25 protein-coding genes and 1 pseudogene are annotated in these 20,640 nt (G+C 62.4%); 13 read left to right on the forward strand and 13 right to left on the reverse strand.

Translation table 11 applies throughout. From position 1 onward, the window contains the following. Position 1 precedes the first annotated feature (1 nt). Positions 2-334: a hypothetical protein gene (locus tag FJ943_RS20480; protein WP_140724290.1), complete on the forward strand. Its 333-nt coding sequence runs from the start codon at positions 2-4 to the stop codon at positions 332-334. A 28-nt stretch (positions 335-362) separates the two neighbouring features. Here the strand turns inward: FJ943_RS20480 and FJ943_RS20485 are convergent, their stop codons facing one another. Together FJ943_RS20485 and FJ943_RS20490 are read right to left on the reverse strand one after the other, a co-directional pair. Next, a complete protein-coding gene (locus tag FJ943_RS20485) occupies positions 363-680 on the reverse strand; it encodes a hypothetical protein (protein WP_140715508.1) in 318 nt (105 codons plus the stop codon). Positions 681-752: 72 nt separating this feature from the next. Continuing rightward, entirely contained in the window at positions 753-1,040 is a 288-nt protein-coding gene (locus FJ943_RS20490) for a DUF982 domain-containing protein (RefSeq protein ID WP_224595357.1), read from the reverse strand. 218 nt (positions 1,041-1,258) lie between these two features. On the opposite strand from FJ943_RS20490, the gene FJ943_RS20495 reads away from it, so the two are divergent. The 5 genes from FJ943_RS20495 (at position 1,259) to FJ943_RS20515 (ending at position 5,109) form a co-directional block, all read left to right on the forward strand. Next, positions 1,259-2,002, forward strand: a complete 744-nt coding sequence (locus FJ943_RS20495; RefSeq protein WP_015319126.1) for a DUF4142 domain-containing protein — start codon at positions 1,259-1,261, stop codon at positions 2,000-2,002. 21 nt (positions 2,003-2,023) lie between these two features. Further along, positions 2,024-2,626, forward strand: coding sequence for a general stress protein (locus FJ943_RS20500; RefSeq protein WP_015319125.1), 603 nt, complete (start codon positions 2,024-2,026; stop codon positions 2,624-2,626). Between the two features lie 287 nt (positions 2,627-2,913). Continuing rightward, a complete protein-coding gene (locus FJ943_RS20505) occupies positions 2,914-3,723 on the forward strand; it encodes a hypothetical protein (protein ID WP_015319124.1) in 810 nt (269 codons plus the stop codon). Further along, a complete protein-coding gene (locus FJ943_RS20510; RefSeq protein ID WP_140724293.1) occupies positions 3,716-4,465 on the forward strand; it encodes a metallophosphoesterase in 750 nt (249 codons plus the stop codon). Before FJ943_RS20505 ends, FJ943_RS20510 begins: the two co-directional genes overlap by 8 nt. 212 nt (positions 4,466-4,677) lie before the next feature. Continuing rightward, positions 4,678-5,109 (forward strand): hypothetical protein, encoded by a 432-nt coding sequence (locus FJ943_RS20515; RefSeq protein ID WP_023771244.1) that lies wholly within the window; start codon positions 4,678-4,680, stop codon positions 5,107-5,109. 57 nt (positions 5,110-5,166) lie between these two features. On the opposite strand, the gene FJ943_RS29695 is transcribed toward FJ943_RS20515, so the two are convergent. From FJ943_RS29695 to FJ943_RS20530, 4 genes and pseudogenes are all read right to left on the reverse strand, one after another. Then, positions 5,167-5,331 carry a hypothetical protein gene (locus tag FJ943_RS29695; RefSeq protein ID WP_015319121.1) on the reverse strand — a complete coding sequence of 55 codons (165 nt, stop codon included), beginning with the start codon at positions 5,329-5,331 and terminating at the stop codon, positions 5,167-5,169. A 91-nt stretch (positions 5,332-5,422) separates the two neighbouring features. Further along, positions 5,423-7,048 (reverse strand): DHA2 family efflux MFS transporter permease subunit, encoded by a 1,626-nt coding sequence (locus FJ943_RS20520; protein ID WP_015319120.1) that lies wholly within the window; start codon positions 7,046-7,048, stop codon positions 5,423-5,425. Continuing rightward, a complete protein-coding gene (locus tag FJ943_RS20525) occupies positions 7,045-8,097 on the reverse strand; it encodes an HlyD family secretion protein (protein WP_140715351.1) in 1,053 nt (350 codons plus the stop codon). The genes FJ943_RS20520 and FJ943_RS20525 overlap by 4 nt, the downstream gene beginning before the upstream one ends. A gap of 552 nt (positions 8,098-8,649) precedes the next feature. Continuing rightward, positions 8,650-9,591: pseudogene (locus FJ943_RS20530) on the reverse strand (YihY/virulence factor BrkB family protein). A gap of 149 nt (positions 9,592-9,740) precedes the next feature. On the opposite strand from FJ943_RS20530, the gene FJ943_RS20535 reads away from it, so the two are divergent. The 7 genes from FJ943_RS20535 (at position 9,741) to FJ943_RS20565 (ending at position 15,430) form a co-directional block, all read left to right on the forward strand. Continuing rightward, on the forward strand, positions 9,741-10,100 hold the full coding sequence (locus FJ943_RS20535; protein ID WP_015319117.1) for a DUF768 domain-containing protein: 360 nt from the start codon (positions 9,741-9,743) through the stop codon (positions 10,098-10,100). Further along, the gene (locus FJ943_RS20540; RefSeq protein WP_015319116.1) at positions 10,097-10,279 is read left to right on the forward strand and encodes a hypothetical protein; all 183 of its coding nucleotides are present in this window, start codon (positions 10,097-10,099) and stop codon (positions 10,277-10,279) included. Before FJ943_RS20535 ends, FJ943_RS20540 begins: the two co-directional genes overlap by 4 nt. Before the next feature lie 213 nt (positions 10,280-10,492). After that, entirely contained in the window at positions 10,493-10,903 is a 411-nt protein-coding gene (locus FJ943_RS20545; protein WP_015319115.1) for a DUF427 domain-containing protein, read from the forward strand. Positions 10,904-11,180: 277 nt separating this feature from the next. Continuing rightward, positions 11,181-11,801, forward strand: a complete 621-nt coding sequence (locus tag FJ943_RS20550) for a (2Fe-2S)-binding protein (RefSeq protein WP_015319114.1) — start codon at positions 11,181-11,183, stop codon at positions 11,799-11,801. Position 11,802: 1 nt separating this feature from the next. Further along, a complete protein-coding gene (locus tag FJ943_RS20555; RefSeq protein ID WP_140724296.1) occupies positions 11,803-12,825 on the forward strand; it encodes a xanthine dehydrogenase family protein subunit M in 1,023 nt (340 codons plus the stop codon). 2 nt (positions 12,826-12,827) lie between these two features. After that, a complete protein-coding gene (locus FJ943_RS20560) occupies positions 12,828-15,107 on the forward strand; it encodes a xanthine dehydrogenase family protein molybdopterin-binding subunit (protein WP_140724299.1) in 2,280 nt (759 codons plus the stop codon). Between the two features lie 119 nt (positions 15,108-15,226). Then, positions 15,227-15,430 carry a hypothetical protein gene (locus tag FJ943_RS20565; protein WP_140661611.1) on the forward strand — a complete coding sequence of 68 codons (204 nt, stop codon included), beginning with the start codon at positions 15,227-15,229 and terminating at the stop codon, positions 15,428-15,430. Positions 15,431-15,729: 299 nt separating this feature from the next. Here FJ943_RS20565 and FJ943_RS20575 read toward each other — a convergent pair whose 3' ends face one another. From FJ943_RS20575 to FJ943_RS20605, 7 genes are all read right to left on the reverse strand, one after another. Next, positions 15,730-16,005 (reverse strand): hypothetical protein, encoded by a 276-nt coding sequence (locus FJ943_RS20575; protein WP_015319109.1) that lies wholly within the window; start codon positions 16,003-16,005, stop codon positions 15,730-15,732. Between the two features lie 68 nt (positions 16,006-16,073). After that, a complete protein-coding gene (locus tag FJ943_RS20580) occupies positions 16,074-16,592 on the reverse strand; it encodes a ferritin-like domain-containing protein (RefSeq protein ID WP_015319108.1) in 519 nt (172 codons plus the stop codon). Positions 16,593-16,749: 157 nt separating this feature from the next. Next, positions 16,750-17,751 (reverse strand): ATP-dependent DNA ligase, encoded by a 1,002-nt coding sequence (locus FJ943_RS20585; RefSeq protein ID WP_140724302.1) that lies wholly within the window; start codon positions 17,749-17,751, stop codon positions 16,750-16,752. Between the two features lie 67 nt (positions 17,752-17,818). Further along, positions 17,819-18,262, reverse strand: coding sequence for a PPC domain-containing DNA-binding protein (locus FJ943_RS20590; RefSeq protein ID WP_015319106.1), 444 nt, complete (start codon positions 18,260-18,262; stop codon positions 17,819-17,821). A 25-nt stretch (positions 18,263-18,287) separates the two neighbouring features. After that, positions 18,288-18,605 carry a hypothetical protein gene (locus FJ943_RS20595; protein WP_015319105.1) on the reverse strand — a complete coding sequence of 106 codons (318 nt, stop codon included), beginning with the start codon at positions 18,603-18,605 and terminating at the stop codon, positions 18,288-18,290. Positions 18,606-18,717: 112 nt separating this feature from the next. Next, positions 18,718-18,903: a hypothetical protein gene (locus FJ943_RS20600; protein ID WP_140617515.1), complete on the reverse strand. Its 186-nt coding sequence runs from the start codon at positions 18,901-18,903 to the stop codon at positions 18,718-18,720. Positions 18,904-18,923: 20 nt separating this feature from the next. Beyond that, on the reverse strand, positions 18,924-20,636 hold the full coding sequence (locus FJ943_RS20605; RefSeq protein ID WP_140724305.1) for an HAD family hydrolase: 1,713 nt from the start codon (positions 20,634-20,636) through the stop codon (positions 18,924-18,926). Positions 20,637-20,640 lie beyond the last annotated feature (4 nt).

Here is a 20,640-nt window from a genome sequence, read left to right on the forward strand (position 1 = left end):
GATGACCATCGTCAATCTTGAACATCTGGCTGGGCGACGCCTGCTGTCGCAGCGGGGCAAGAGCATCGGCTACATCGAGGAAATCCGCGCCGAACCGGATGGCGACGATTTTGTCGTTACCGAATTCCATGTCGGCGTCTACGCCGCTTTCGAGCGTCTTTCGACCTCGGCCATAGGCGTGGCCGTGCTCGATCTCTTTCGGCTGCGCCGCCGCGATGGCCTATACCGCATCCCTTGGGACAAGCTCGACATTTCTAACCCGGCGCGGCCGCGGCTGCTGTGTCCGATAACCGAACTTTCCGGCATGAAGAGCGCACCCGATCTTCGCGAATAGGCCGTCGCCGCGCTTTCTCGTAGACGTTTCACCGCAGCATGCTCGCCGCCAGAAAAACCGCGGCCGCTACCAAAACGACGGCTGCAACGACCAACAGCGGCCAGTTGCTGCGAGGCCGCGGTTTCGGCTCGCCTTCGACTGGCCGCATCGCATTGGCGAAGCTGGCGTCATTTTCGAATTTCGGCCGGCGGGAACGTGGCGGCTCCGTAGGGATCGGATTTTGTGTGTCCGCCGCCTCGGCATCGGTCTCCATCGGAGCAACGGCAGGATCGAAGCCCGGCGTTTTGTCCTGCGTCTCTCCCCCCTGGATCTCGCCTCTGGCAGAGGCCGGTGTAGGAATTGACATCTTGGCACTGACCTCTCTCGTTCGAACCAGGCTCTGCCAAATCCGCAGCGGTGGTGCGCATAGCGCCAACGATTAGATTTGATCGCCGAGCAGAATCCTGGCGTCCTTGGCCGCAACAATGAACGCCTGTCGTGCAACCCTTGGAGGCTTTTCGCCACGCATCACCGCAAGGCAGGCCCTGATCGCGGCAAGACGCCTTTCCGACGTCGGCTTTGGCCAGTCCCGCAGCAGCACTTCGGCGGCATCGGACACAGAGACCACAACCCTGTCGCGGTCTATGCGGCCAGGTTGAATAACGATCGGTTTTCTGAAATGGCCTGTACGCACCCGCCCCTCCAAGACCTTCGCCTGTTGCTCCACGGAGCCTTCCGCGGACGGCCTCTAACGCCGCGACAGTCGATTTGTTCCAGTGCACCTGGCGTTTGGAATTTGGAATAACGACGCTTGAGCCGCTCGTCTCCACCCATGGTTTTCTGGCGCTGCCGGGTCTAGCGGCATGGGGCCTGGAGAGCGGAACAAAGCGCATCTTGGCTTGTTAGGACGCAGCGCAAATTCGCTCACCGACAAGGACAAAGCCGATGAAAACACGACACCTTCTCGCATCCCTCGCGGTTGCTTCCACGGTTCTCGCAATGCCTGCCTTCGCGGCCGACAGCGCCCAGGATTTTGTCGACAAGGCTGCCGTCGGCGGCAAGTTCGAAGTGGACTCGAGTCAGATTGCCTTGGGCAAGGCCCAGGACCAGCGCATCAAGGATTTTGCCCAGATGATGATCCGGGACCACGGCGCCGCCAACACCAAGCTGCAAGCGGTCGCCGGCGAACAAAAACTGAAGGTGCCCTCAGCGCTCGACGCTCAGCATCAGGGCGATCTGGATAAGCTCAAGAACGCGCAGGGGCCGATTGATCCGGCCTATGTCGACGCGCAGCGCAAGGCGCATGACGAAGCCGTCAAGCTGTTCGAGGATTATGCCAGCGGGGGTGACAACGCCGCGCTCAAGACTTTTGCCCAGCAAACGGTCGGCACACTGAAGATGCACCAGCAGGCGATCGAAAAGATCGCCGCCGGGCAAGATTCCGTTACGGGAGCGACAACGCCGGCGGTGAAGACCGACAATACTCCCAACGCCGCCGCCCTCGTTCCTGGTGCAAACAGCTTCACCGAAGCCCAGGCCAAGAGCCGTATCGAGAACGCCGGATATTCGAACGTGTCGAAGCTGACCAAGGACGATCAGGGCATCTGGCGCGGCCAGGCGGCCAAGGGAGGCGAAAACCTCAACGTTGGCGTCGACTACCAGGGCAACGTGGTTGCCGCAAGCAAGTGAGCGTGGATCAGGAGAAATCACATGAAAACCGTAACTGGACTGTTCGACAATTATGACGACGCGGCCGATGCGGTCGGCGAGCTTGAGGCGACGGGAGTCCCGCATTCCAACATCAGCATCGTCGCCAACAACTCGGATGACTGGTACGACGCAAATCGTTCCGAGGCTGCTGAAGACGCTGGCAGCGGTGCCGGAATCGGAGCCGTGATCGGCGGCGCCGGGGGGTTGCTCACGGGACTTGGCGTCATGGCCATCCCGGGTGTTGGCCCGGTGGTCGCGGCCGGATGGCTCGCCGCCACCGCCGCCGGTGCGGTTGCCGGTGCCGTGGCCGGTGGAGCGGCCGGCGGCATCATTGGCGCTCTGACGGAATCGGGCGTGCCCGAGCGCGATGCGCACGTCTATGCGGAAGGTGTACGCCGCGGCGGTACCTTGGTGACGGCCAAGGTGGAGGACGAACTCGTGCCGAATGCCGAGCAGATTTTGGGGCAATCCCGATCGGTGGACCTGGCCGAACGCCGCAGATCGTACGAGGCCGACGGCTGGACCGGCTTCGATGCCAATGCAGGCGAATACGTGCCGGGCGAGATCGATCGCGACGGCGGACGTGCAATCAATCGACCCTGAAAGCGGCTCACGTTCCTCTGACTGGCACGCAGCGACGAGGTCGCGGAAATCGATCTTGCCGCGCTGTGCTGGGGCGCTTTGCGGCGTTTAAGCACCATCGAATCCATCTCGAGGGCATCGGGCTGGGTTCGATTGCGTTTGAAGCCATGTTCCCAGCGGAATCTCCGCCGCTCAGAACAGATCGCTCCATGACGAAACGGACCCCGCCCGCAAGGCGGAACCATGGAGGGGTCGACGTTGTTGTCCCAGCGGCCGACTTGTCGGTTGGCGGCTAGGAGCCATCATTGATGACCACCGATCGATCACGCGAAGACGTCCTGGTTTCGCTCCCGTTGATCAATGCAAAGGCGGCGCCGACGCTTAAGCACGCCGGGGCGGAGGTGTTCTACATGGAAGCCGTCCGCGAGCTCACCGCCACGGACATTCCCTTTCTGGTCGCTGGAACCTATGCGGTAAGCGCCTATACCGGCGTCACTCGCCAGACTAAGGATCTCGATATCTTCTGCAAGGCCGGTGACTACGCGCGGATCCTCGCCCATTTCAAGGAGCTTGGATATGCCGTCGAAATCGTGGACGACCGGTGGCTTGGCAAGGTGTTCAAGGGCAGGCATTTCTTCGACGTCATCTTCGGATCGGCCAACGGCATGATGCCTGTTGGCGATCGATGGCTGGAGCACGCCAGACAGACCGAGTTGCTGGGCAGCCGTGTACGGATCATCGGCCCGACCGAACTCATCTGGTCCAAATGCTTCATCCAAGACAGGGGCCGGCACGACGGCGCCGATATCGCCCACACGATCCTCAAGGCACACGACCAGATAGATTGGCACCGGCTGCTTTCCTATCTGGAGGTTCATTGGGAGGTCCTGCTGATGCAGCTCATCAACTTCAGATGGATTTACCCAAGCGAGCGCGATCACATCCCGGCATGGCTCCTCGATGAACTCCTCGACCGCCTCGCCAAGCAACGGCAATTGCCGTCCCCCAGGATGAAGATCTGCCGCGGGCGGCTGCTGTCGCAAACCGACTACGAGATCGATGTCAAGGAATGGGGCTTCGCCGGCGTCGGCGGCGTGGGAGATTTTCGTGATGCCTGACCGCCTGGAGAACGCCGCGCCGAAGGATAACGCAGGGACGCTCAGAGTTGCTGCCATGGGGGACTTGCATGTCAGGGAAGATCCCCGAACCTCGTATCGCGATCTCTTCGGCGAGATATCGAGGGAAGCCGAGATTCTCGTCCTGACGGGAGATCTCACCAATCTCGGCAAGCCTCGTGAGGCGGAGATGCTCGCCGAGGACCTGCGCAACTGCTCGATCCCCGTGGTGGCGGTGCTCGGCAACCACGACTACGAATCCGGCGCGGTGGACGACGTCGCAAACATCCTGCGCCAGGCGCATGTTCACCTTCTCGATGGCCATGCGGTCGAAATCGAGGAGGTCGGCTTCGTCGGCGTGAAAGGGTTCGTCGGTGGCTTCGGATCGCGCATGCTCGGCTCCTTCGGCGAACCCGCGATCAAGGCGATGGTCTCGGAAAGTGTCAACGAGGCAATGCGCCTCGAAAACGCGATGCGCCAGGTACGGGCGAAGCGGACGCTCGTGGTCCTCCACTACGCGCCGATCGCTGAGACCGTCGAGGGAGAACCGCTGGAGATATTTCCGTTTCTTGGCTCTTCACGCCTTGCCGAGACGATCGATCGGTTCAGGGTCAGCGCCGTTGTGCACGGTCACGCGCATCGCGGCTCCTATGAAGGCCAAACGCCCGGCGGCGCCAAGGTTTACAACGTCGCCATGCACGTGGCCAAACCGAACGGCCGCCCCTATGCCCTGCTGGAACTCTGACGCCACGGCATCGTGCGAGCATTCAGTTGGAAGGCTCTGCCAGGAAGTGGCGGCGCGATAGTGCGAGCTGATCACGGTTGTTGGCCCGCGATATTATTTTGGAGTTCGTCGCCAGCGGCGAATTCGTCAAACCTCCGTCTTGTCGAAGCCCTGCCGGGCGATAATTTCTTCAGAAGGCGTGGGTGCTTCTCCCTCTCAGACAGGAGCCGACCATGAAACATCAGACACTCGACCAGCTCCAAACCGTCGCCAGGATTGAGCCGCTGGCGCCGTTTTCGGTAATGACACGTAATGAACGCATCGCGCGTTGGGCTGAACTTCTCGAGCAAAATCCCGAACGATGCCTCGGTGCGCTAACCGGCACGGAACATTTGCGTCCTGAAGCACGGGCCATCGCACGTGGGGAAGGATCGGCACTCGCGGTTGCCTTCGAAGACCCGATCTTGCGTGCATCGGGGCTGGGGGACGACACATACGGCGAGGCAAAGCGCTTCTTCGAATTGAGCGACTGGCAACTCCACGACATTGTCTGTGATTGCCACGTCGGTGCCACCATGAAAGCCCGATGGGCCGCGGCTCGGGTCCGTGCAACGATCAGCGGGAACAGGCTCTTTGCGTTCCTGAGGCGGTGCTTGATGCGGTGAGACCAAGGGGAGGTCGTTGCATGTCCGCGACGACCTCCTACACCGCCAATGCGCAAGCTATCGCCGATCGTCCTCGCGATAGAGCTGATCGGTAGCGCGGTCGCTTTCCCTGCGTTCAACCGGACCACGGTTACGGCGGGTTACCAGGACATAGGCAATCAGTATGACCAGCAACGCTGGCCCGCCGGCGACGACGATTAGCCACATGATACCGTCTGACATGGGAAATCTCCTTTCCTTCACAACCGGCAAGAAGACGATCCGTTCCGCTTGGAGCGGTTCGCGGTGCGGACCGGCCGGCGATCGGTTCCTGTCATCCAGGAGGTCCAGACGCCTCCCCGCTATTGCCGGTCGGGTTTCCTTGCGAAGACCGCAGCAGAAGGGCGAGAGGAACCAGCAGCGCCGTTGCCACCGCGCAGTAACGAAAGACGTCGATATAGGCGAGCAGTGAAGCCTGGCGGGCGATCAACTGCCCGATCCAGCCAATGGCCTGCTGCTTGGCCTGGAGCATCGAGGAACCCTCGGCGACGAAGTGCTCGGTCGCCTGCCGTACCACCTGCTGGTAGGCGGGCGACGATTGCGCGGTGTGGCCGACAAGGTTCGCCTGATGGAGTTGTGCGTTCTGGGCGATCACAGTGTTGGAGAGCGACACGCCGATGCTGCCGCCGATATTGCGGGCAACATTGATCAAGGCCGAGGCCTGGTTGGTCTTTTGCGGCGCCAGACCGACATATGCCGCGGTCGAAATCGGGATAAACAGGAACGGCAATCCGATCATCAGGAAGATGCGGGCAAAGGCAAAGAAGCTGAAGCTGGCGTCGGGCGTAAGCGAAGTCATATGCCACAGGCCGATCGCCACCACCGCCATGCCCGCCATGATCAGGTATTTTGGCTGGACGATGCCGGCGGCAAATCCCGAAATCGGCATGAGCATCAGCATGGCGATGCCGCCCGGCATCATCGACAGGCCCGATAGCGTCGCCGTGTAGTCGAAGGCGGTCTGCTGCAGCTGGGGCATCAGCTGCGTGGTGCTGAACAGCACCGCACCGACCGCCATCATCACCAGGAAGGATGTACCGAACTGGCGGGTGAACAGCAGGCGCATGTCGACGATCGGATCGCGGTGGCGGAATTCCCATGGGATCAGCAGGGCGAAGGAGATCGCCGAGATAATGGCGAAAGTCGTGATGAAGCTCGACGCGAACCAGTCGTTGCGCTGGCCCTCGTCGAGAAAGATTTCGAGGCAGCCGAGCGCGGTCGCCACCAGGATGAATCCGACCCAGTCGATCCTGAGACCTCCTTTCAGCCGCTGCTGGCGTTCGCGTTCGAGTACCTCCGGTTCGACCAGCAGCCACTGCACCAACGCCAGTGACATGATGCCGAACGGCACGTTGATGAAGAAGATCCAGTGCCACGAAAAATTGTCGGTCAGCCAGCCGCCGATGGTCGGCCCGACCGTCGGCGCGACGATGACGGCGATGCCGTAGAGGGCAAATGCCTGCGAGCGCTTTTCAGGCGGAAAGGTGTCGGCCAGGATGGATTGCTCGCTTGGCGCCATGCCGCCGCCGCCGAGGCCCTGCAGGATCCTGAAGACGATGAGCATCTCGAGATTGGGCGCCAGCCCGCACAGCAGCGATGCCAGGGTAAACGTCGCGACGCAAAGCATGTAGTAGCGCTTGCGGCCGATCACGCTGGCCAGCCACCCACTGATTGGAATGATCACGGAGTTGGCGACCAGATAGGTGGTGATGACCCAGGTACTTTCATCCATGCCGGCAGCCAGGCTGCCGGCGATGTTGCGCAGCGCCACATTGGCGATCGAGGTGTCGAGCACCAGCATGAAGGTGGCAATGGAGACAATGATGGCGATGAGCCAGGGATTGCGCTCACCGGCCGCGGATCGGCTTTCGCCCTGGTCGCTGGCGTTGTCGCGGCTCATCGCACCTTGACCGTCGGCACCACCGACAGGCCTGGGCCGAGCAGCACATCGGGCGGGTTGTCGAAGACGATCTTGACCGGCACACGCTGCACCACCTTGACGAAATTGCCGGTGGCATTTTCGGCGGGCAGCAGACTGAAGGCGGTGCCGCTGCCGGCCTGCAGGCTGTCGACATGGCCATGAAAGGTCTTGTCCGGATAGGCGTCGATATCGATGTCGACCGGCTGTCCGGTTCGCATCCTGTCGAGTTGGGTTTCCTTGAAGTTCGCCTTTACCCAGACTTCGTTGGGAACGAACATCATGAGCACCTGACCCGGCTGGGTGTAGGTGCCGATGGCGGCCGAAATGCTTGTCGCGCGGCCGGCGACAGGGGCTGTAATAGTGGTACGGGTCAGTGCCGTGCGGGCTTGATCCCGGCTGGCCTGTGCCTGGTGAAGCTTGGCTTCGCCGCTTTTGGTCTGTGCCTGCAGCACTGTCACCTGGCTCTTCGCCGCGGCCACGTCCGCCTCGGCGCTGTCCAGGGTTGCCTGGTCCTGTCGAAGGGTCGATGCAGCCTGCTGCGCCTGCTGCTGCGTCACCGTGCCCTTCGTCAGCAATTCGCGATTGCGCTGGTCTTCGGCCTTGGCGAAGTCGAGCGCTGCCTGGGCCAGCGCCACCTGCTTCTGGGCGGCGTCGATCTTGGCATTTTGCGCCTCGATCTGGGCCGCCACATTGGTGATGTCGGCCTGAGCGGCGGCTACGCCGGCATCCGCTTGGCTGAGCGATGCCCGGTAGTCGCTGTCGTCGATGCGCAAGAGAACGTCACCCTTGCGCACCGGCTGGTTGTCGGTGACGGCCACATCGGTGATACGCCCGGCAATCTCGGCGCTCACCGTTACCGTGCGGGCATCGATGAAGGCATCATCGGTGGATTCATACTGACGCGTATTCAGCCACCAGACCGCCACACTCATCGCAACAAGCAGAAGCAGGAGGACAATTGCCGCTGTCCAATAGGGATGGCGCCTGGGAAAGCCCAGCAGGTTCGATTTCTGCGGCCTGTCGTCCATTTGCCGATCGTCCGATTTGTCGTGCCGCGAACTTGGCTGGCTGGCGAGACGCTTGCTTTGTCCAGCCCTGTCGTCGGACGGGTCCGGCTCGCTTTTCTGAGGCTTCGTATCCACGGAACTGGCTTTCAGCAGACTGAAGGGTGATGTCCGCGGTGGCGAACGCGGTTTCAACGGCAAAGCCTTGGCAAAGGTTCCTGTTTTGACTTCCCGCCAGCGCCATGGGCAGCGACGCCCTTCAGCCAGTCGGTGTGTGGCTGCTCATCCTCTTTGGCCTGCCCGATTGGGCAATAGGACCGCCCTCCCATCAACCTGGGGCGCTGAGTACCAGCATTCCCGTTTTATAGACGATAGCCGCACTTGGTGAGAGTGGCTCGAATCTTGTCGCTCGTGCAGGTGACGATGGGACATCTACCTGAAAGTTTCATCAGTCCGCAGTCTTGCCCAATGTGTCGGCGACGACCGCGCCGCGCTCACCCATGGGAACCGCCGGGCCTGTGGTCGAGTCACAGGCTGTCTGATGTTCCATTTCCGCGTTGATGGCGGCGCCGGCGATCAGGATGATGACTGAAATCCATGTCCACATCATCAGGCCGACCACGGCACCGAGCGAGCCGTATGTCGCGTTATAGTTGGCAAAATGCTGGAGGTAGAACGAGAACAGCCACGACGCGATGATCCATGCCGCGGTTGCCGCAAGCGCTCCCCAGCTCAACATCGCCATTTAGCATGTTCCCGGCTCGGCCCGAAGCGGTAGAGCAAGGAAATGCCGGTTAGGATCGACACCACCAGGATGGGCCATCGGGATACCGCAACCACGGTTTCTGTCCAGGCATCAAGGTAGAAAAAGCGCAACAGCGCCGGAACAACACCCACCGTAAGCAGCAGCACGATGCCGATGAGCAGGGCTCCGACCGTGAACAGGATCGACATCAGATTGAGGGTAATGAACGAACGTTTCTCACGCTCTTCGTAGGCGATGTTCATCGCGTCGAAGAGCGCCTTCATGCCGCTGTTGGCGCTCCAGAGGGCGATTGTCAGGCCTATGAAAAAGCCTGTGCCGAGAGCGCCTGCTTTCTGGCGGGCCAAGGCCTGCAACTGATCGCGGATAAGATCGAGCCCGCCCTGCGGTAGCAATCCCTGGAGGTAAGCGACATGGTCGGCGACCGTGACCGGGTCCGCGACGAAGCCATAGATCGAGATGAAGGCTGCCAGGGCGGGAAACAAGGCGAGCAGGAGATAGAAGGTCGCGCCGGCAGCCACCAGCAGAACCCGGTCCTTGTTCAACTCTTCCCAAAGTCGCCAGAAGATGTCCTTCCACCCCAGCCCAGTGATTTGAGATGGCCACGTGGCGTCGCGCCCACGGCTTCCTGGCTCCCGCTCTGCCGCGGCGTTGCTGTCCTTCGTTGTCGAGGCCGCGCGGCCGGCTGCTTCCTCATCGATCAGCGAGGGCTGCTTGTCGTTCGGCGGAGAGCCTCGTTGTGGTTTCAAAGCCATTACCGGGTTCGCTGATGTCCAAAGCGTGGCTGACAACGCGGGATGAAGACACCCGTTCCCGATGCGCGGCCGATCACGATTTTCCTCCTTCCCTGCATCTTTTGCGGCCGATCGGCGTTTGAAATTGGTCAAGTGAACGGGTGTGTCCGATGAGAACGACAACCAGGGATAAGCTCAGGGGCGAAGCGGAGTTGTCCGAGGACGCCGACCTGATCGTCAATCGAACAGCCCACTTCATTTCGGATTGGATCGAAGAACACGTCGTTGACGAGCCTATCCCTATGTCCGGCATCGATGCCGCGGAGGAACTCGCAAATCAGTGCGTGGCGGATGCGCAAGATGAGGGGATCGCGGCGCAGGACATCCAGGATGAGGTGGGCGATCTTACTGAATACATCGCGGAAACGATCGATGAAGGGAACGGCTCCCCCTTGGAAGGGGTGGCCACGGCGGCAACCAAAATCGCGGAACCTCGTTTGTCGAGTGTCAACTCGAGGAGATGGCGATGACGAGGTTCCTATCCTTTCTGATCCTGGCAACGGGTCTTGCGCTCACCGCATGTGACAACAACACCGAGCCGACGAAGGCCAACACCGACACCGTCACCAAGAACCCACCAGTCGACCAGGACGCCAGACCGAAGTCGACGACCGGTGGCGATCAGCCAACTGCCCCGGCGACCAAATGAACGTGATTTCCTATTGCTATACGCCGCTGCCGCTTGCGTGGCTGGCCTGACGGATGAGGCTCCGGTCATTCCCCTGGCGCGGCTAGGCTGATGACTGCGGACGCCAGGATTTCCGGAGGGACCGGAACCTCAATCCACTGCCGCGCATTTCGACTTCACGCGTGGAAGACAAATGTCATCCAACCATCAAGACGCTGGCCAAGGAGAATTCAGATGCAAGGTTCAGAAGCGATTTCCAGGCGCCCTATCGGCGGCATGAGCATAGAACCATTCCTCGGCACGGTGACGGTCCGGTTCTCCGACGCGATAGTCGCCGCAAGCGACCGTGCGAAAATTCTTCGGGAGGAGGGCCATGAGCCGGTCTTCTATATCCCCTTCGAGGATATCTATTTCGACCTCCTCGAGAAGACCAACACCACCAGCGAGTGCCCGTTGAAGGGAACAGCGAGCTATTGGCGTGTTCATGCTGTCGGCGGCTCGGCCGATGACTTCATGTGGGCGTATGAGACGCCGGATACCGCGGCCCTGGCCATCGCGCGTCATGGCGCCTTCGATCCGAAAAAGGCACGTATTGACGTCGATCCGAAGGAGGATAAGCGGCACACTCCACATGTCATGGAGTAGGATGCCGCCTCGACCGTCGTTCTTCTTGCTTGCCGGCATGCCGGCAAGTGGCCGCCGCCAGGGTCAGCGGCACCGGTGCGAGTCCGAGCCTTCCCCTCATCGATCCACCCTCCACCAAGAAGCCTCGTTGCGGCCGCTTCGATCGGGTTTAGCCGCGCCTCACCGCCATGCCGGAGCAAAATCACTCTTTCGCGATCAGGCAGGGTTTTGTCGCACTGCATTCGGAACAATGCCCGGAGTGAAAGGTTAGCGGCGAAAGCCAGCCCAGGAGCGAGCCATGTCCGAAACCCTCGTCCCAAAGCCAATTAGCCTCAGCCGGAGACGTTTCATGACGGGCACGGTTTCGGCCGCTGCGGTCGCACCGCTCCTGTCTCCTGAGGCCAAGGCGGAGGAAGTGGCCGCGTCCCGTTCCAAGCTGCGGGAGCCGGTCGTCACCTCGCTTCGTATCAACAGGCAAGCTTACGAGCTTTCGCTCGACACCAGGACCAGCCTGCTCGACGCCTTGCGTGACCACGTTGGGCTGACCGGGACGAAAAAGGGCTGCGACCATGGGCAATGCGGTGCATGCACCGTGCTCGTCGACGGAAAACGGGTCCTCTCCTGCCTGAGCTTCGCGGTGATGATGCAGGGCAAGGATGTGACGACCGTGGAGGGGCTCGCCTCGCGCGACGGCGCCCTGCATCCGATGCAGCAGGCCTTTATCGACCATGACGCCTTCCAGTGCGGCTATTGCACGCCGGGCCAGATTCTGTCGGCCATCGGCTGTGTCAACGAAGGCCACGCCGGTTCCGAGGCCGATATCCGGGAATACATGAGCGGCAACATCTGCCGGTGCGCCGCATACCCCAACATCGTGGCCGCGATCGTGCAGGCTCGCGACGAAACCGGGAGAGCCTGACATGCGTCCTTTCGTTCTCGAGCAACCGGCCAACATCCCGGCGGCTATCGCCCTCGCTTCGAACTTTGCCGCGCCGGATCGGCCGCCGACCCAGTCAGACATGCAATTCATCGCTGGCGGCACCAATCTGGCCGACTACATGAAGCTCGACGTTGCCCGGCCGAACCGCCTGCTCGATCTCAATCGTCTCTCCGAGCCGGCGCTTCGGCAAATCCGAGTCACCACCGAAGGGGTTCGTTTCGGCGCGCTGGTGCGGATGGGCGAGGCGGCTGACGATAAAGACGTCAAGCTCCACTATCCGGTCATTGCCGACAGCCTCAGGCTGGCAGCCAGCGGCCAACTCCGCAACATGGCCAGCCTTGCCGGCAACGTGCTGCAACGGACGCGGTGCGAGTATTTCAGGGAGATCTCATGGGCCTGCAACAAGCGCCAGCCGGGTTCGGGCTGCGCGGCAATGGACGGTTTCAATAGGCAACACGCGGTGCTGGGCGTCAGTGACGCCTGCATCGCCACCTATCATGGTGATTTCGCCCAGGCACTGATTGCCCTTGACGCCAACCTCCATGTCGAGGGTTCTGGCGGCGCGCGCGAAATCCGGTTCGCCAACCTGCATCGCCTGCCCGGCGATACCCCTCATGTCGAGACCGGCCTCGCCGCTGACGAGATCATCACCGCCATCGATGTGCCCGCGGGTCCTTGGACCCGGCGTTCCCGCTACCTTAAGGTTCGTGACCGCGAATCCTATGCCTTCGCCCTGGCTTCCGCGGCGGTCGCTCTCGACCTCGACGGCAACAGCGTCCGCGAGGCACGCATAGCCCTTGGCGGCGTCGCCACGGTCCCGTGGCGGGCGAGGGAAGCGGAAGCGGTCCTGCACGGCAAGATGCTGGACGAGGCAATGGCGCGGGCGGCCGCGGAGACGGCTTTCGCCGATGCCAGGCCGCGCGGCCACAATGCGTTCAAGATCGAGCTTGGCAAACGGACGCTGGTGCGGGCGCTCCTCGAAACCCGTGACATGAAGGTGTGATCATGAACGCAGCCGCTCCGCAGCCCAAGGAGAACATGGGTGTCCCGCTGCCGCGCATCGACGGGCGGCTGAAGGTGACCGGCCAGGCGAGTTATCCGGCGGACCTCGCGGCGGCCAATGTCGCCTATGGCGCGCTGGCCACCAGCAGTATCGCCAGGGGCACGGTGACGGCACTTCACCTGGACAATGCCCGAGCGGTGCCGGGCGTGCTCGACATCGTGACCTATGGCGACATGGACGCGGTGGACAAGCCGAAATTCGGCAATACCGCCGCCGCCTCGATCGCGCCGCTGCATGACCGGAAAGTCTTTCACGATGGGCAGATCATTGCCTTGGTGGTCGCCGAGACCTTCGAGGCGGCGGAGGAGGCTGCGCTGCTGATCCGCGCCGACTACGCCGAGGAGAAACCGAGTGCGGGCTTCGACAGCCCTGGAGCAACGACCATTGCCGCCGCGGGCAAAAGCCCGATGTTCAAGGAAGACGTCAAGGTCGGCGATTTCGATGCTGCCTATGCCGCTGCTCCGGTCAGGATCGATGCACGCTATTCGACACCGACGCAGCACCACAATCCGATCGAACTGTTTTCGACGACGGCAATGTGGCAGGGCGATCAACTCACCATTCATGAGCCGTCCCAGAACGTCACCGGCTGGAAGGCCGAACTTGCCAGGCAGTTGAAGATCGATCCGGCGAAGGTGCGCATTGTCAGCCCATATATCGGCGGCGCATTCGGCTCGAAGGGACCGATGACGGCCCGCACGGCGATCGTCGCGGTCGCGGCAAGGCGTCTCGGCCGGCCGGTGCGTTGCGTGGTCAGCCGCATGCAGGCGTTTGGTACACAGACCTATCGCGCCGAGACCAGGCACCGGATCCGCATGGGCGCAGACAAGGACGGCCGCATAACCGCTTTCGCGCATGAGGGCTGGGAGGTGACATCGCGCCCCGATCCCTACGTGGTCGGGGGAACGTCGGCGACCGGCCGCATGTATGATTACGGCGCGGTGCTTACGCACGTGTCGCTGGTCCAGGCGGACCGCAACACGCCCGGCTACATGCGTTCGCCTCCCGAGACGCCTTACGTCTATGCGCTGGAGAACGCCATGGACGAGATGGCGGTGGCCCTGGCCATGGACCCGGTGGAGTTCCGGAGGGTGAACGAGCCAAAAGCCGAGCCGATTGGGAGAAAGCCGTTCTCGAGCCGCTCGCTGATGCAATGCTACGATCAGGCGGCGGACGCGTTCGGCTGGACGAAACGGGACGCCAAGGTCGGATCGACGCACGACGGCGACTGGTTGATCGGCATGGGTTGCGCGACGGCAGTCTATCCGACCTCGTCGGCTCCCTGCGCTGCGCGCGTATGGCTGACCGTCGACGGCGATGTGCGCGTCCAGAGCGGCTCGCATGAAATCGGCACCGGCGTGCGCACGGTCGCCGGCCAGATGGCAGCAGAGCGCCTCGGTGTCGCCATGGACAGGGTGAGCGTCGAGATGGGCGACAGCACCTTGCCCCCGGCGCCCGTGTCGGGAGGGTCTATCTCCACGGCAAGCGTCTGTTCGGCGGTGCTCAAGGCCTGCGACGCGATCAGGACGAAGCTGTTTGCCGCGGCGATCGGCGAAGGTGGTCCGCTTGCCGGCGCCCACAATGAGGAACTGGATATCCTCGATGGCAAAATCATTGCCAAGGGCGGCGCTTCGGCAAAAGTCGGGGACGTCTTGAAAGCCATGCGGGTGGGGGCGATCGAGGAGTATGCCGAGTATGCGCCCAAGGGGGCGAGCCCCGAAGCGCTCAAGAAGCTCTATGCCGGCCAGCCGGAGTTTCACGGCGGCGAGCAGGACGAGGATTCGGTGAAATATGCATTCGGCGCGGAATTCGTCGAAGTTCGCATCAATCGCCTTACCAGGGAAATCCGCGTGCCGCGCATTGTCGGGGCCTTTGCCGCCGGCCGCATCATGAACACGCGCACGGCGCGCAGCCAGCTGATGGGCGGAATGATCTGGGGCATCGGCCAGGCGCTGCATGAGGCGACCGAGGTCGACAGCCGCTATGCCCGCTACGTCAATAGAGATCTGCAGGACTACCTCGTGCCGGTCAATGCCGACATCAAGGATCTCCAGGTGATTCTGGTTCCGGAGATTGACCACGAGGTCAATCCGGCAGGCGTCAAAGGCCTCGGAGAACTGGGCAATGTCGGCACGGCGGCCGCCGTTGCCAGCGCGGTCTACCATGCGACTGGCAAACGCATCCGCGATCTTCCGATCAGGATCGAGCAGCTTATCGTCTGATCTGGCCTACCCCATGGGCGGTCCGATTCACGAAATATTACGTGAGGGAACGTCCGGGCCGCCAGCGTCTTTGACCCTTGAGGCGGTTGATCGCCTCGCATAACTCAAAGGAGAAGAAGATGCCCAATCAAGGTGGTAGCCATGAGCAACATGTGAAAGCAGGCCAGCAGAGCCACAAGAACATGGACGATAAGAACCGCCGTCAGCAGCAGGCGGCCGGTGACAACCATCGCCAACAAGGCGGCGACAGCGCCGGCACGACGCGTGGCGGAACCCATGAACAGCATGTGAGAGCTGGCGAGCAAAGCCACAAGAATCGCTAGCAAACCTGTGTGGCTCCGTGCCCGTCCCGAGCGCTCGGGACGGGCTCTGCATGCGACCGTGCTGGGCAGAGCCGACCCGCACAGTTCGCCGAAAGAAAGAGAGACAGATTTGATGCCCGATCCGAGAGAACCCGACCCCAACCGCGACGTACCCATGCCGGCTCCCAATTGGAAGCCCAAGCCGATCGGCGAACCGGAGCCGGAAGGATTGCCCGATGAGGCGCCGTTACCCAATCCTGACGAGAACGAAGAGCCCCCAATGCACGCGGTCGGCTGAGCGGAATCCGCCCGTAGTTTGGTCACTCCTCGTCGAAGCGGCCGCCTTCCCTTGAAGGATCGCGTGACAGCACCGCTTCCTCGACATCGTCGGGCAATGCCTCGTCGCTTTCCTGGTAGGCGTTGTCGTCATCTTCCTCGGGCAATTCGCCGTCGGCCTCGTCTTCCACCTCGACGTCATCCGGTAGGATTTTCGCGCCTGCTAGCGCGTCCCAGTCCTGCTGCTCTACCGTGGGACCTTCAGTCTCCGTCGGGTCTTCCGTCTGAACTGCGGGTTGCTCTCTTTTGCGGGGGTCCATTGTCGTTCTCCGAAATCCGGGGAGTTTGCCCCGGATCGCCTGAAGCGCCCGGGGCAACAGCTCGCCAGCTAGGCGGCCTGTTCCAGGGCACGCTCGTTGACGCCACCCTCGCCAAGGCTGGAAAGTGCCTCGTCGGTCGCCGTCTCCTCCTCGAGAGTCTCGTTCAGGAGTTTGACCACGTCGCTCTTGCCTAGCTGTTCAGCCCAGGCGATCAGCGTCCCGTAGCGCGCGATCTCGTAGTGTTCGACGGCCTGCGCCGCCCCGACCAGCCCAGCATCCAGCGCGGGGTCGCCCTTGTATTCCTGAAGGATTTCCGAACCCTCCTCGATGATGCCGTCGATGGCCGGACAGGTCTTGCCCCGGGCCGGCTTGTCGAGGAGTTCGAAGATCTGTTCGAGGCGGTCGACCTGGCCCTCAGTCTCCTGCAGGTGTTTCTCGAATGCTGCCGAAACATCTTCGGATTCGGCGCCTTTTGCCATTTTCGGCAGCGCCTTCAGGATTTTCTTCTCGGCGTAGTAGATGTCCTTCAGCCCGTCGAGGAACAGGGCTTCAAGCCCTTTCGTTGCCGCTTTCTTCGCAGTCGCCATGATTGTCATCTCCAATTGTCGTGAAGCCCACCAGCGGTGTAGCTGGAGCACAACTTGCCGTGAGGACGGTTGTTCCAGCCATCTCGCAAAGAGGCGACCGTTGCGTCGGCTCTCATCGCGACCGGGCGTCGCAAGCGCGTCCGCGGCACGAACTCCATCACTGGATCTGTTGCATGGTGCATTGACGCGGCGCCTTGTCCGGCCGCCAGCGCAACAGTTTGGTGCCATGCCGGAACCTGTCGCCGGTGACATGGTCGAAGCGGACCTCGACCACCAGTTCCGGCCGCAGGGGCTCCCATTCGCCGCTGCGCTGCGTGCTCCAGCGGCTAGGCCCGCCCGGCGCCTTGCCGGTGAAGCCGGGTCCGCCACGCAGCTTTTCCAGCTTTCGGGTGACGCCAGCCCGGTCATCCCTGCCGATGGTCGAGGTAAAGCCGACATGGTCGAGCTTGCCCCTATCATCGTAAAGGCCGAGCAGGAGCGAGCCGACCTCCTTGCTGCCGGTCAGATAGCGGAATCCTCCAACCACGCAGTCGGCCGTACGCAACCGTTTGACCTTGACCATCGCGCGTTCCCCTGGACGGTAGGGGTCGGCCAGCAATTTGGCGACCACGCCGTCGGTGGAACCATGGCCGGCTTCCTCAAGCCAGCGTCTGGCGGCCGCCGGTTCGGTCGTGCTGGGCGAGAGCCGCAAGCCAGGCTCGGCGTAGTCCTGAACGAAGCCCTCGACCGCCCGGCGTCGTTGCGACAACGGCTCGCCGAGCAGGATCGTGCCGCCCGGCGCGACCGGCATGTCGAACAGGATCAGCCGGGCAGGCGTTTGCGCGCTCAGCTTGCGGATGCGGCTTTCGGCTGGGTGAAGCCGCATCTGCAGCGCGTCGAAAGAAAGCTGGCCTTCGAGCTCGATGACGATCTCGCCATCGGCCACGAAATTGCGGGCCTCGACTTGCCGCAGCATGGCGACGAGCTCCGGGAAGTAACGACCGAGCGGTTTGCCGGATTTGGCGCGCAAGTCGACATCCGTGTCGCCTTTGAAGGCGAGGCAGCGAAACCCGTCCCATTTGGGCTCGTATTGCCAAAAGCCTTCCCTATCCGGCAGAGCGTCGGCTGCCTTGGCCTCCATGGGGGGCGTGTTCAGGGGTAGGGCAAAGCTGTCCGTCATTGCCTTTACGTCGCTTTCTGGGGCACGCGCCAGCGGCGAAGCCCGCCAACCGACACCCGCGGCAGCTTCAGGCACCGAGATCGATCAAAGCCACGCCGAATTCGGCTCGCTTGCGGCGGCGCAGGTGACCCGGCGCTTCCACCACGGTAATTTCCAATGTCGGCCGAACGGTGCCTTCGAGCAGATGGCCGCCTTTGGTCGTGCCGTCGCTCAAGCCAAGCACCGCGTGGACATGAAGGCTTGGCTTGCCATCATCGCCCGTCGCGACATCACCGATCGCGCTCAGGACCTCGCATTGTTCGTCGATCGGGATTTTTCGATAGCTCTTCGCCTCCAGGTCGAACCAACCGACGGTGGCCCGTTGGAACGCGCCGATCGCCGTCAGGGAGGCGCTGCCGATCTTCTGCTCGACCGCGAAGCTGGTCAGTGCCGCGAACGCTTCCTCGCCCGGGTCGAGCACCACGACAAATGTCCGTTGGCCATTGGCCTCGTTGACGAGTCGCGATTTCATGCCGGCGTCCAATCCTCGCGGTCGGTCAGTGGGCGTGGTGTTCGGCGTTCCTCTTGCGGGTCGCCGCCGCCTTCTTTGCCGATTCGGACCGGCTGGCGGCCGATCGGGAAGCGGACGCCTTTCCGCCGCTTTTGCCGCCCTTGTGCGCCGCTGGGTGACCTGTGTGCTTGCCACGCCCGGAGCCGCCTTCCTTCTTGCCGCCACCATCGTCCTTGTTGACCGTCGCCCATGCGCGCCGCTCGGCTTCCTTGTCGGAGACGCCACGCTTCTCGTAGCCTTCGGCAATATGGTCGGCCTTGCGTTCCTGCTTGTCGGTGTATTTGGATTTATCGCCTCGGGGCATGATCGTTTCTCCTTCTCGATGGAGGTTGAACGCCAAGTCGGCGCCCGGGTTCCAATCGCGGTCAGCCTTGCCCGACACACCCTGTCGCGGCGGCTGCTGCAACAAGGCAGGTTCAACCGATCGCGAACCTGACCACCGCCGCCAGGATCAGGATGCCGACCAGTCCTGCCACGAAGATGATCCGGCGCGTGCGGGTTCGCAGGATGATCTCGCCTTGCGAAGCCTGGCGCGCGGAGAAGACAGGTCCATTTTCGCCGCGTCCGTCTTTGTCGTCTTTGCCATGCCGGTCGTCGCTCATGACCGCCTCCTGTCGGGCTGTTACGCCTCGGGCGCCGTCGCGGGTGCCGTGTAGCGCCGCCGAACGGCATCGAGCACCCGTTTGCGGCTCTCGTCAGCCGAAAGCTTGCTGTCCTTTTCCGCCTCGGCGGTTTCGCGGGCGAGGTCCTTGTCCCTGATCTGGTGGCGGAACCATTTCGAATAGTCGCCCGCGCGCAAATGGAACTCCCAGGTCTTGTCGTCTATGCCTTCGGCCATCTGAGCAAAGATCATCAGATTATGGGCCCTGAGGTTCATCGCGTCGTCGGGACCGCGGAAATAGAAGCTGCCTGTCTCATCGAGTTGACCCTCGGCATATTTGCGGCTGTGGCGCTTGAGCGACTGGCGAGGTTCTATGACCTTGACCATTGTGAGTTTTTTGCGCGCCCCCGGCCGCCAGAACAGAACCCGATCGCCCTTGGGCGTGGGAATGTCCTTCGGCGGCTCGATGCCGGTCTCATGGCAGAAGGTCTTCACCACGTCCTTCGCCTTCGGGCCAAGGGCGATGACGGCCGTCATCAGGCGCAGGGCGTCGGTCGAAATCGCCTCGGGATGGACGGTGATCAGGATCGTGCCCGGCAGTTCCAGGGAGAGCACGGCGCGGGTGTCGTCGCGCCGCTTCGGAAGAAGATGGTGCGCTTCGTCGATGATCAGCCAATGCGGCCTTGCGGTGCGGCGACGGAAACTGCCAAGGCCAGGCAGCAGGTCGGCAAAGAAGTCTGGCCGTTCGTTGACACGCAGCGCCAGCCCGTTGACGACGACATTGCTGTCGGCCTTGGCGATCAGGTCGAGCACCTGCGCCTTTGTCGGCGCGCTCGATGCATCCCCCAGCCGAACGGCGCCCTCGAGGCCGTCATAGTCACCCTCTGGATCGAAGACGCAAAATTGAAATTGGCTGTCGACGAAGCGTTCCGTCAGTGCGGTGGCCAAAGTGGATTTGCCGATGCCCGAACTGCCGGCGATGAGCACGCTTTCGGTCGGCGACGGATAAATGTCGTCACCACCGGACGATCCCAGAACAATCCCGCCATGACGCTTCGGCACGATCCCGTGGTCGCTTTTTATCAGCTTGGCGATCAGTTCCTCGACGCCTTTGCCGCGTGCGCCGCGCGTGACCAGGTCCGCGGTGCTTTTGACCGCGGGAATGGCATTGTCGACCGCAACGCTGCAGCCGCAGGCCTTCAGGAAGGCGTGATCGTTCTCGGCGTCGCCGATACCCACAACATTGTGCGGCGACAGGTGAAGGTCCTCGAGCGCGGCCGCCAGACCGGTGGCCTTGTTGACGCCGCTCGGCAGGATCATCACCGCGCCCTTGTTGAAGATGATTTCGAGTTCGAGCCCCATCTTCTTGATGACCTCGAGCACGGTCGCCTGATGCGGTTCCCAGGTGGCGACGATCGACCGTCCCACGGAAAGTGGCTTCACCCCCTGCTTTTTCAGCCTGGCGACGAATTCGGGCTCCGGCGATGGTGAGATCGCCCGCTCTTCCTCGCTGGCCGGTGTGTAGATCAGGGCGCCGTTTTCGGCGACGACCTTGTCGAACAGGCCGACATCGGGAAACACGCGCTTGAGGTCGGGCAACTCGCGGCCGGTGACCAGAAGCAGTTTACGGCCACTTTTCTTGAACCGCTCCAGTGCCGCGAGCGTCTTGTTGGAGACCGTCCCGTCATGTGCGAGGGTCCCGTCATAGTCGGTCGCCAGGGCAATGAAATACATTGCG

The organism is Mesorhizobium sp. B2-3-10, from assembly GCF_006442275.1.
Lineage (GTDB): Bacteria > Pseudomonadota > Alphaproteobacteria > Rhizobiales > Rhizobiaceae > Mesorhizobium > Mesorhizobium australicum.

Bases quoted from the DNA above. Each gene is read 5' to 3' on its own strand.
- FJ943_RS20480 (WP_140724290.1), top strand. From the start codon at position 2: ATGACCATCGTCAATCTTGAACATCTGGCTGGGCGACGCCTGCTGTCG.
- FJ943_RS20485 (WP_140715508.1), bottom strand. From the start codon at position 680: ATGTCAATTCCTACACCGGCCTCTGCCAGAGGCGAGATCCAGGGGGGA.
- FJ943_RS20495 (WP_015319126.1), top strand. From the start codon at position 1,259: ATGAAAACACGACACCTTCTCGCATCCCTCGCGGTTGCTTCCACGGTT.
- FJ943_RS20500 (WP_015319125.1), top strand. From the start codon at position 2,024: ATGAAAACCGTAACTGGACTGTTCGACAATTATGACGACGCGGCCGAT.
- FJ943_RS20505 (WP_015319124.1), top strand. From the start codon at position 2,914: ATGACCACCGATCGATCACGCGAAGACGTCCTGGTTTCGCTCCCGTTG.
- FJ943_RS20510 (WP_140724293.1), top strand. From the start codon at position 3,716: ATGCCTGACCGCCTGGAGAACGCCGCGCCGAAGGATAACGCAGGGACG.
- FJ943_RS20515 (WP_023771244.1), top strand. From the start codon at position 4,678: ATGAAACATCAGACACTCGACCAGCTCCAAACCGTCGCCAGGATTGAG.
- FJ943_RS29695 (WP_015319121.1), bottom strand. From the start codon at position 5,331: ATGTCAGACGGTATCATGTGGCTAATCGTCGTCGCCGGCGGGCCAGCG.
- FJ943_RS20520 (WP_015319120.1), bottom strand. From the start codon at position 7,048: ATGAGCCGCGACAACGCCAGCGACCAGGGCGAAAGCCGATCCGCGGCC.
- FJ943_RS20525 (WP_140715351.1), bottom strand. From the start codon at position 8,097: ATGGACGACAGGCCGCAGAAATCGAACCTGCTGGGCTTTCCCAGGCGC.
- FJ943_RS20535 (WP_015319117.1), top strand. From the start codon at position 9,741: ATGAGAACGACAACCAGGGATAAGCTCAGGGGCGAAGCGGAGTTGTCC.
- FJ943_RS20540 (WP_015319116.1), top strand. From the start codon at position 10,097: ATGACGAGGTTCCTATCCTTTCTGATCCTGGCAACGGGTCTTGCGCTC.
- FJ943_RS20545 (WP_015319115.1), top strand. From the start codon at position 10,493: ATGCAAGGTTCAGAAGCGATTTCCAGGCGCCCTATCGGCGGCATGAGC.
- FJ943_RS20550 (WP_015319114.1), top strand. From the start codon at position 11,181: ATGTCCGAAACCCTCGTCCCAAAGCCAATTAGCCTCAGCCGGAGACGT.
- FJ943_RS20555 (WP_140724296.1), top strand. From the start codon at position 11,803: ATGCGTCCTTTCGTTCTCGAGCAACCGGCCAACATCCCGGCGGCTATC.
- FJ943_RS20560 (WP_140724299.1), top strand. From the start codon at position 12,828: ATGAACGCAGCCGCTCCGCAGCCCAAGGAGAACATGGGTGTCCCGCTG.
- FJ943_RS20565 (WP_140661611.1), top strand. From the start codon at position 15,227: ATGCCCAATCAAGGTGGTAGCCATGAGCAACATGTGAAAGCAGGCCAG.
- FJ943_RS20575 (WP_015319109.1), bottom strand. From the start codon at position 16,005: ATGGACCCCCGCAAAAGAGAGCAACCCGCAGTTCAGACGGAAGACCCG.
- FJ943_RS20580 (WP_015319108.1), bottom strand. From the start codon at position 16,592: ATGGCGACTGCGAAGAAAGCGGCAACGAAAGGGCTTGAAGCCCTGTTC.
- FJ943_RS20585 (WP_140724302.1), bottom strand. From the start codon at position 17,751: ATGACGGACAGCTTTGCCCTACCCCTGAACACGCCCCCCATGGAGGCC.
- FJ943_RS20590 (WP_015319106.1), bottom strand. From the start codon at position 18,262: ATGAAATCGCGACTCGTCAACGAGGCCAATGGCCAACGGACATTTGTC.
- FJ943_RS20595 (WP_015319105.1), bottom strand. From the start codon at position 18,605: ATGCCCCGAGGCGATAAATCCAAATACACCGACAAGCAGGAACGCAAG.
- FJ943_RS20600 (WP_140617515.1), bottom strand. From the start codon at position 18,903: ATGAGCGACGACCGGCATGGCAAAGACGACAAAGACGGACGCGGCGAA.
- FJ943_RS20605 (WP_140724305.1), bottom strand. From the start codon at position 20,636: ATGTATTTCATTGCCCTGGCGACCGACTATGACGGGACCCTCGCACAT.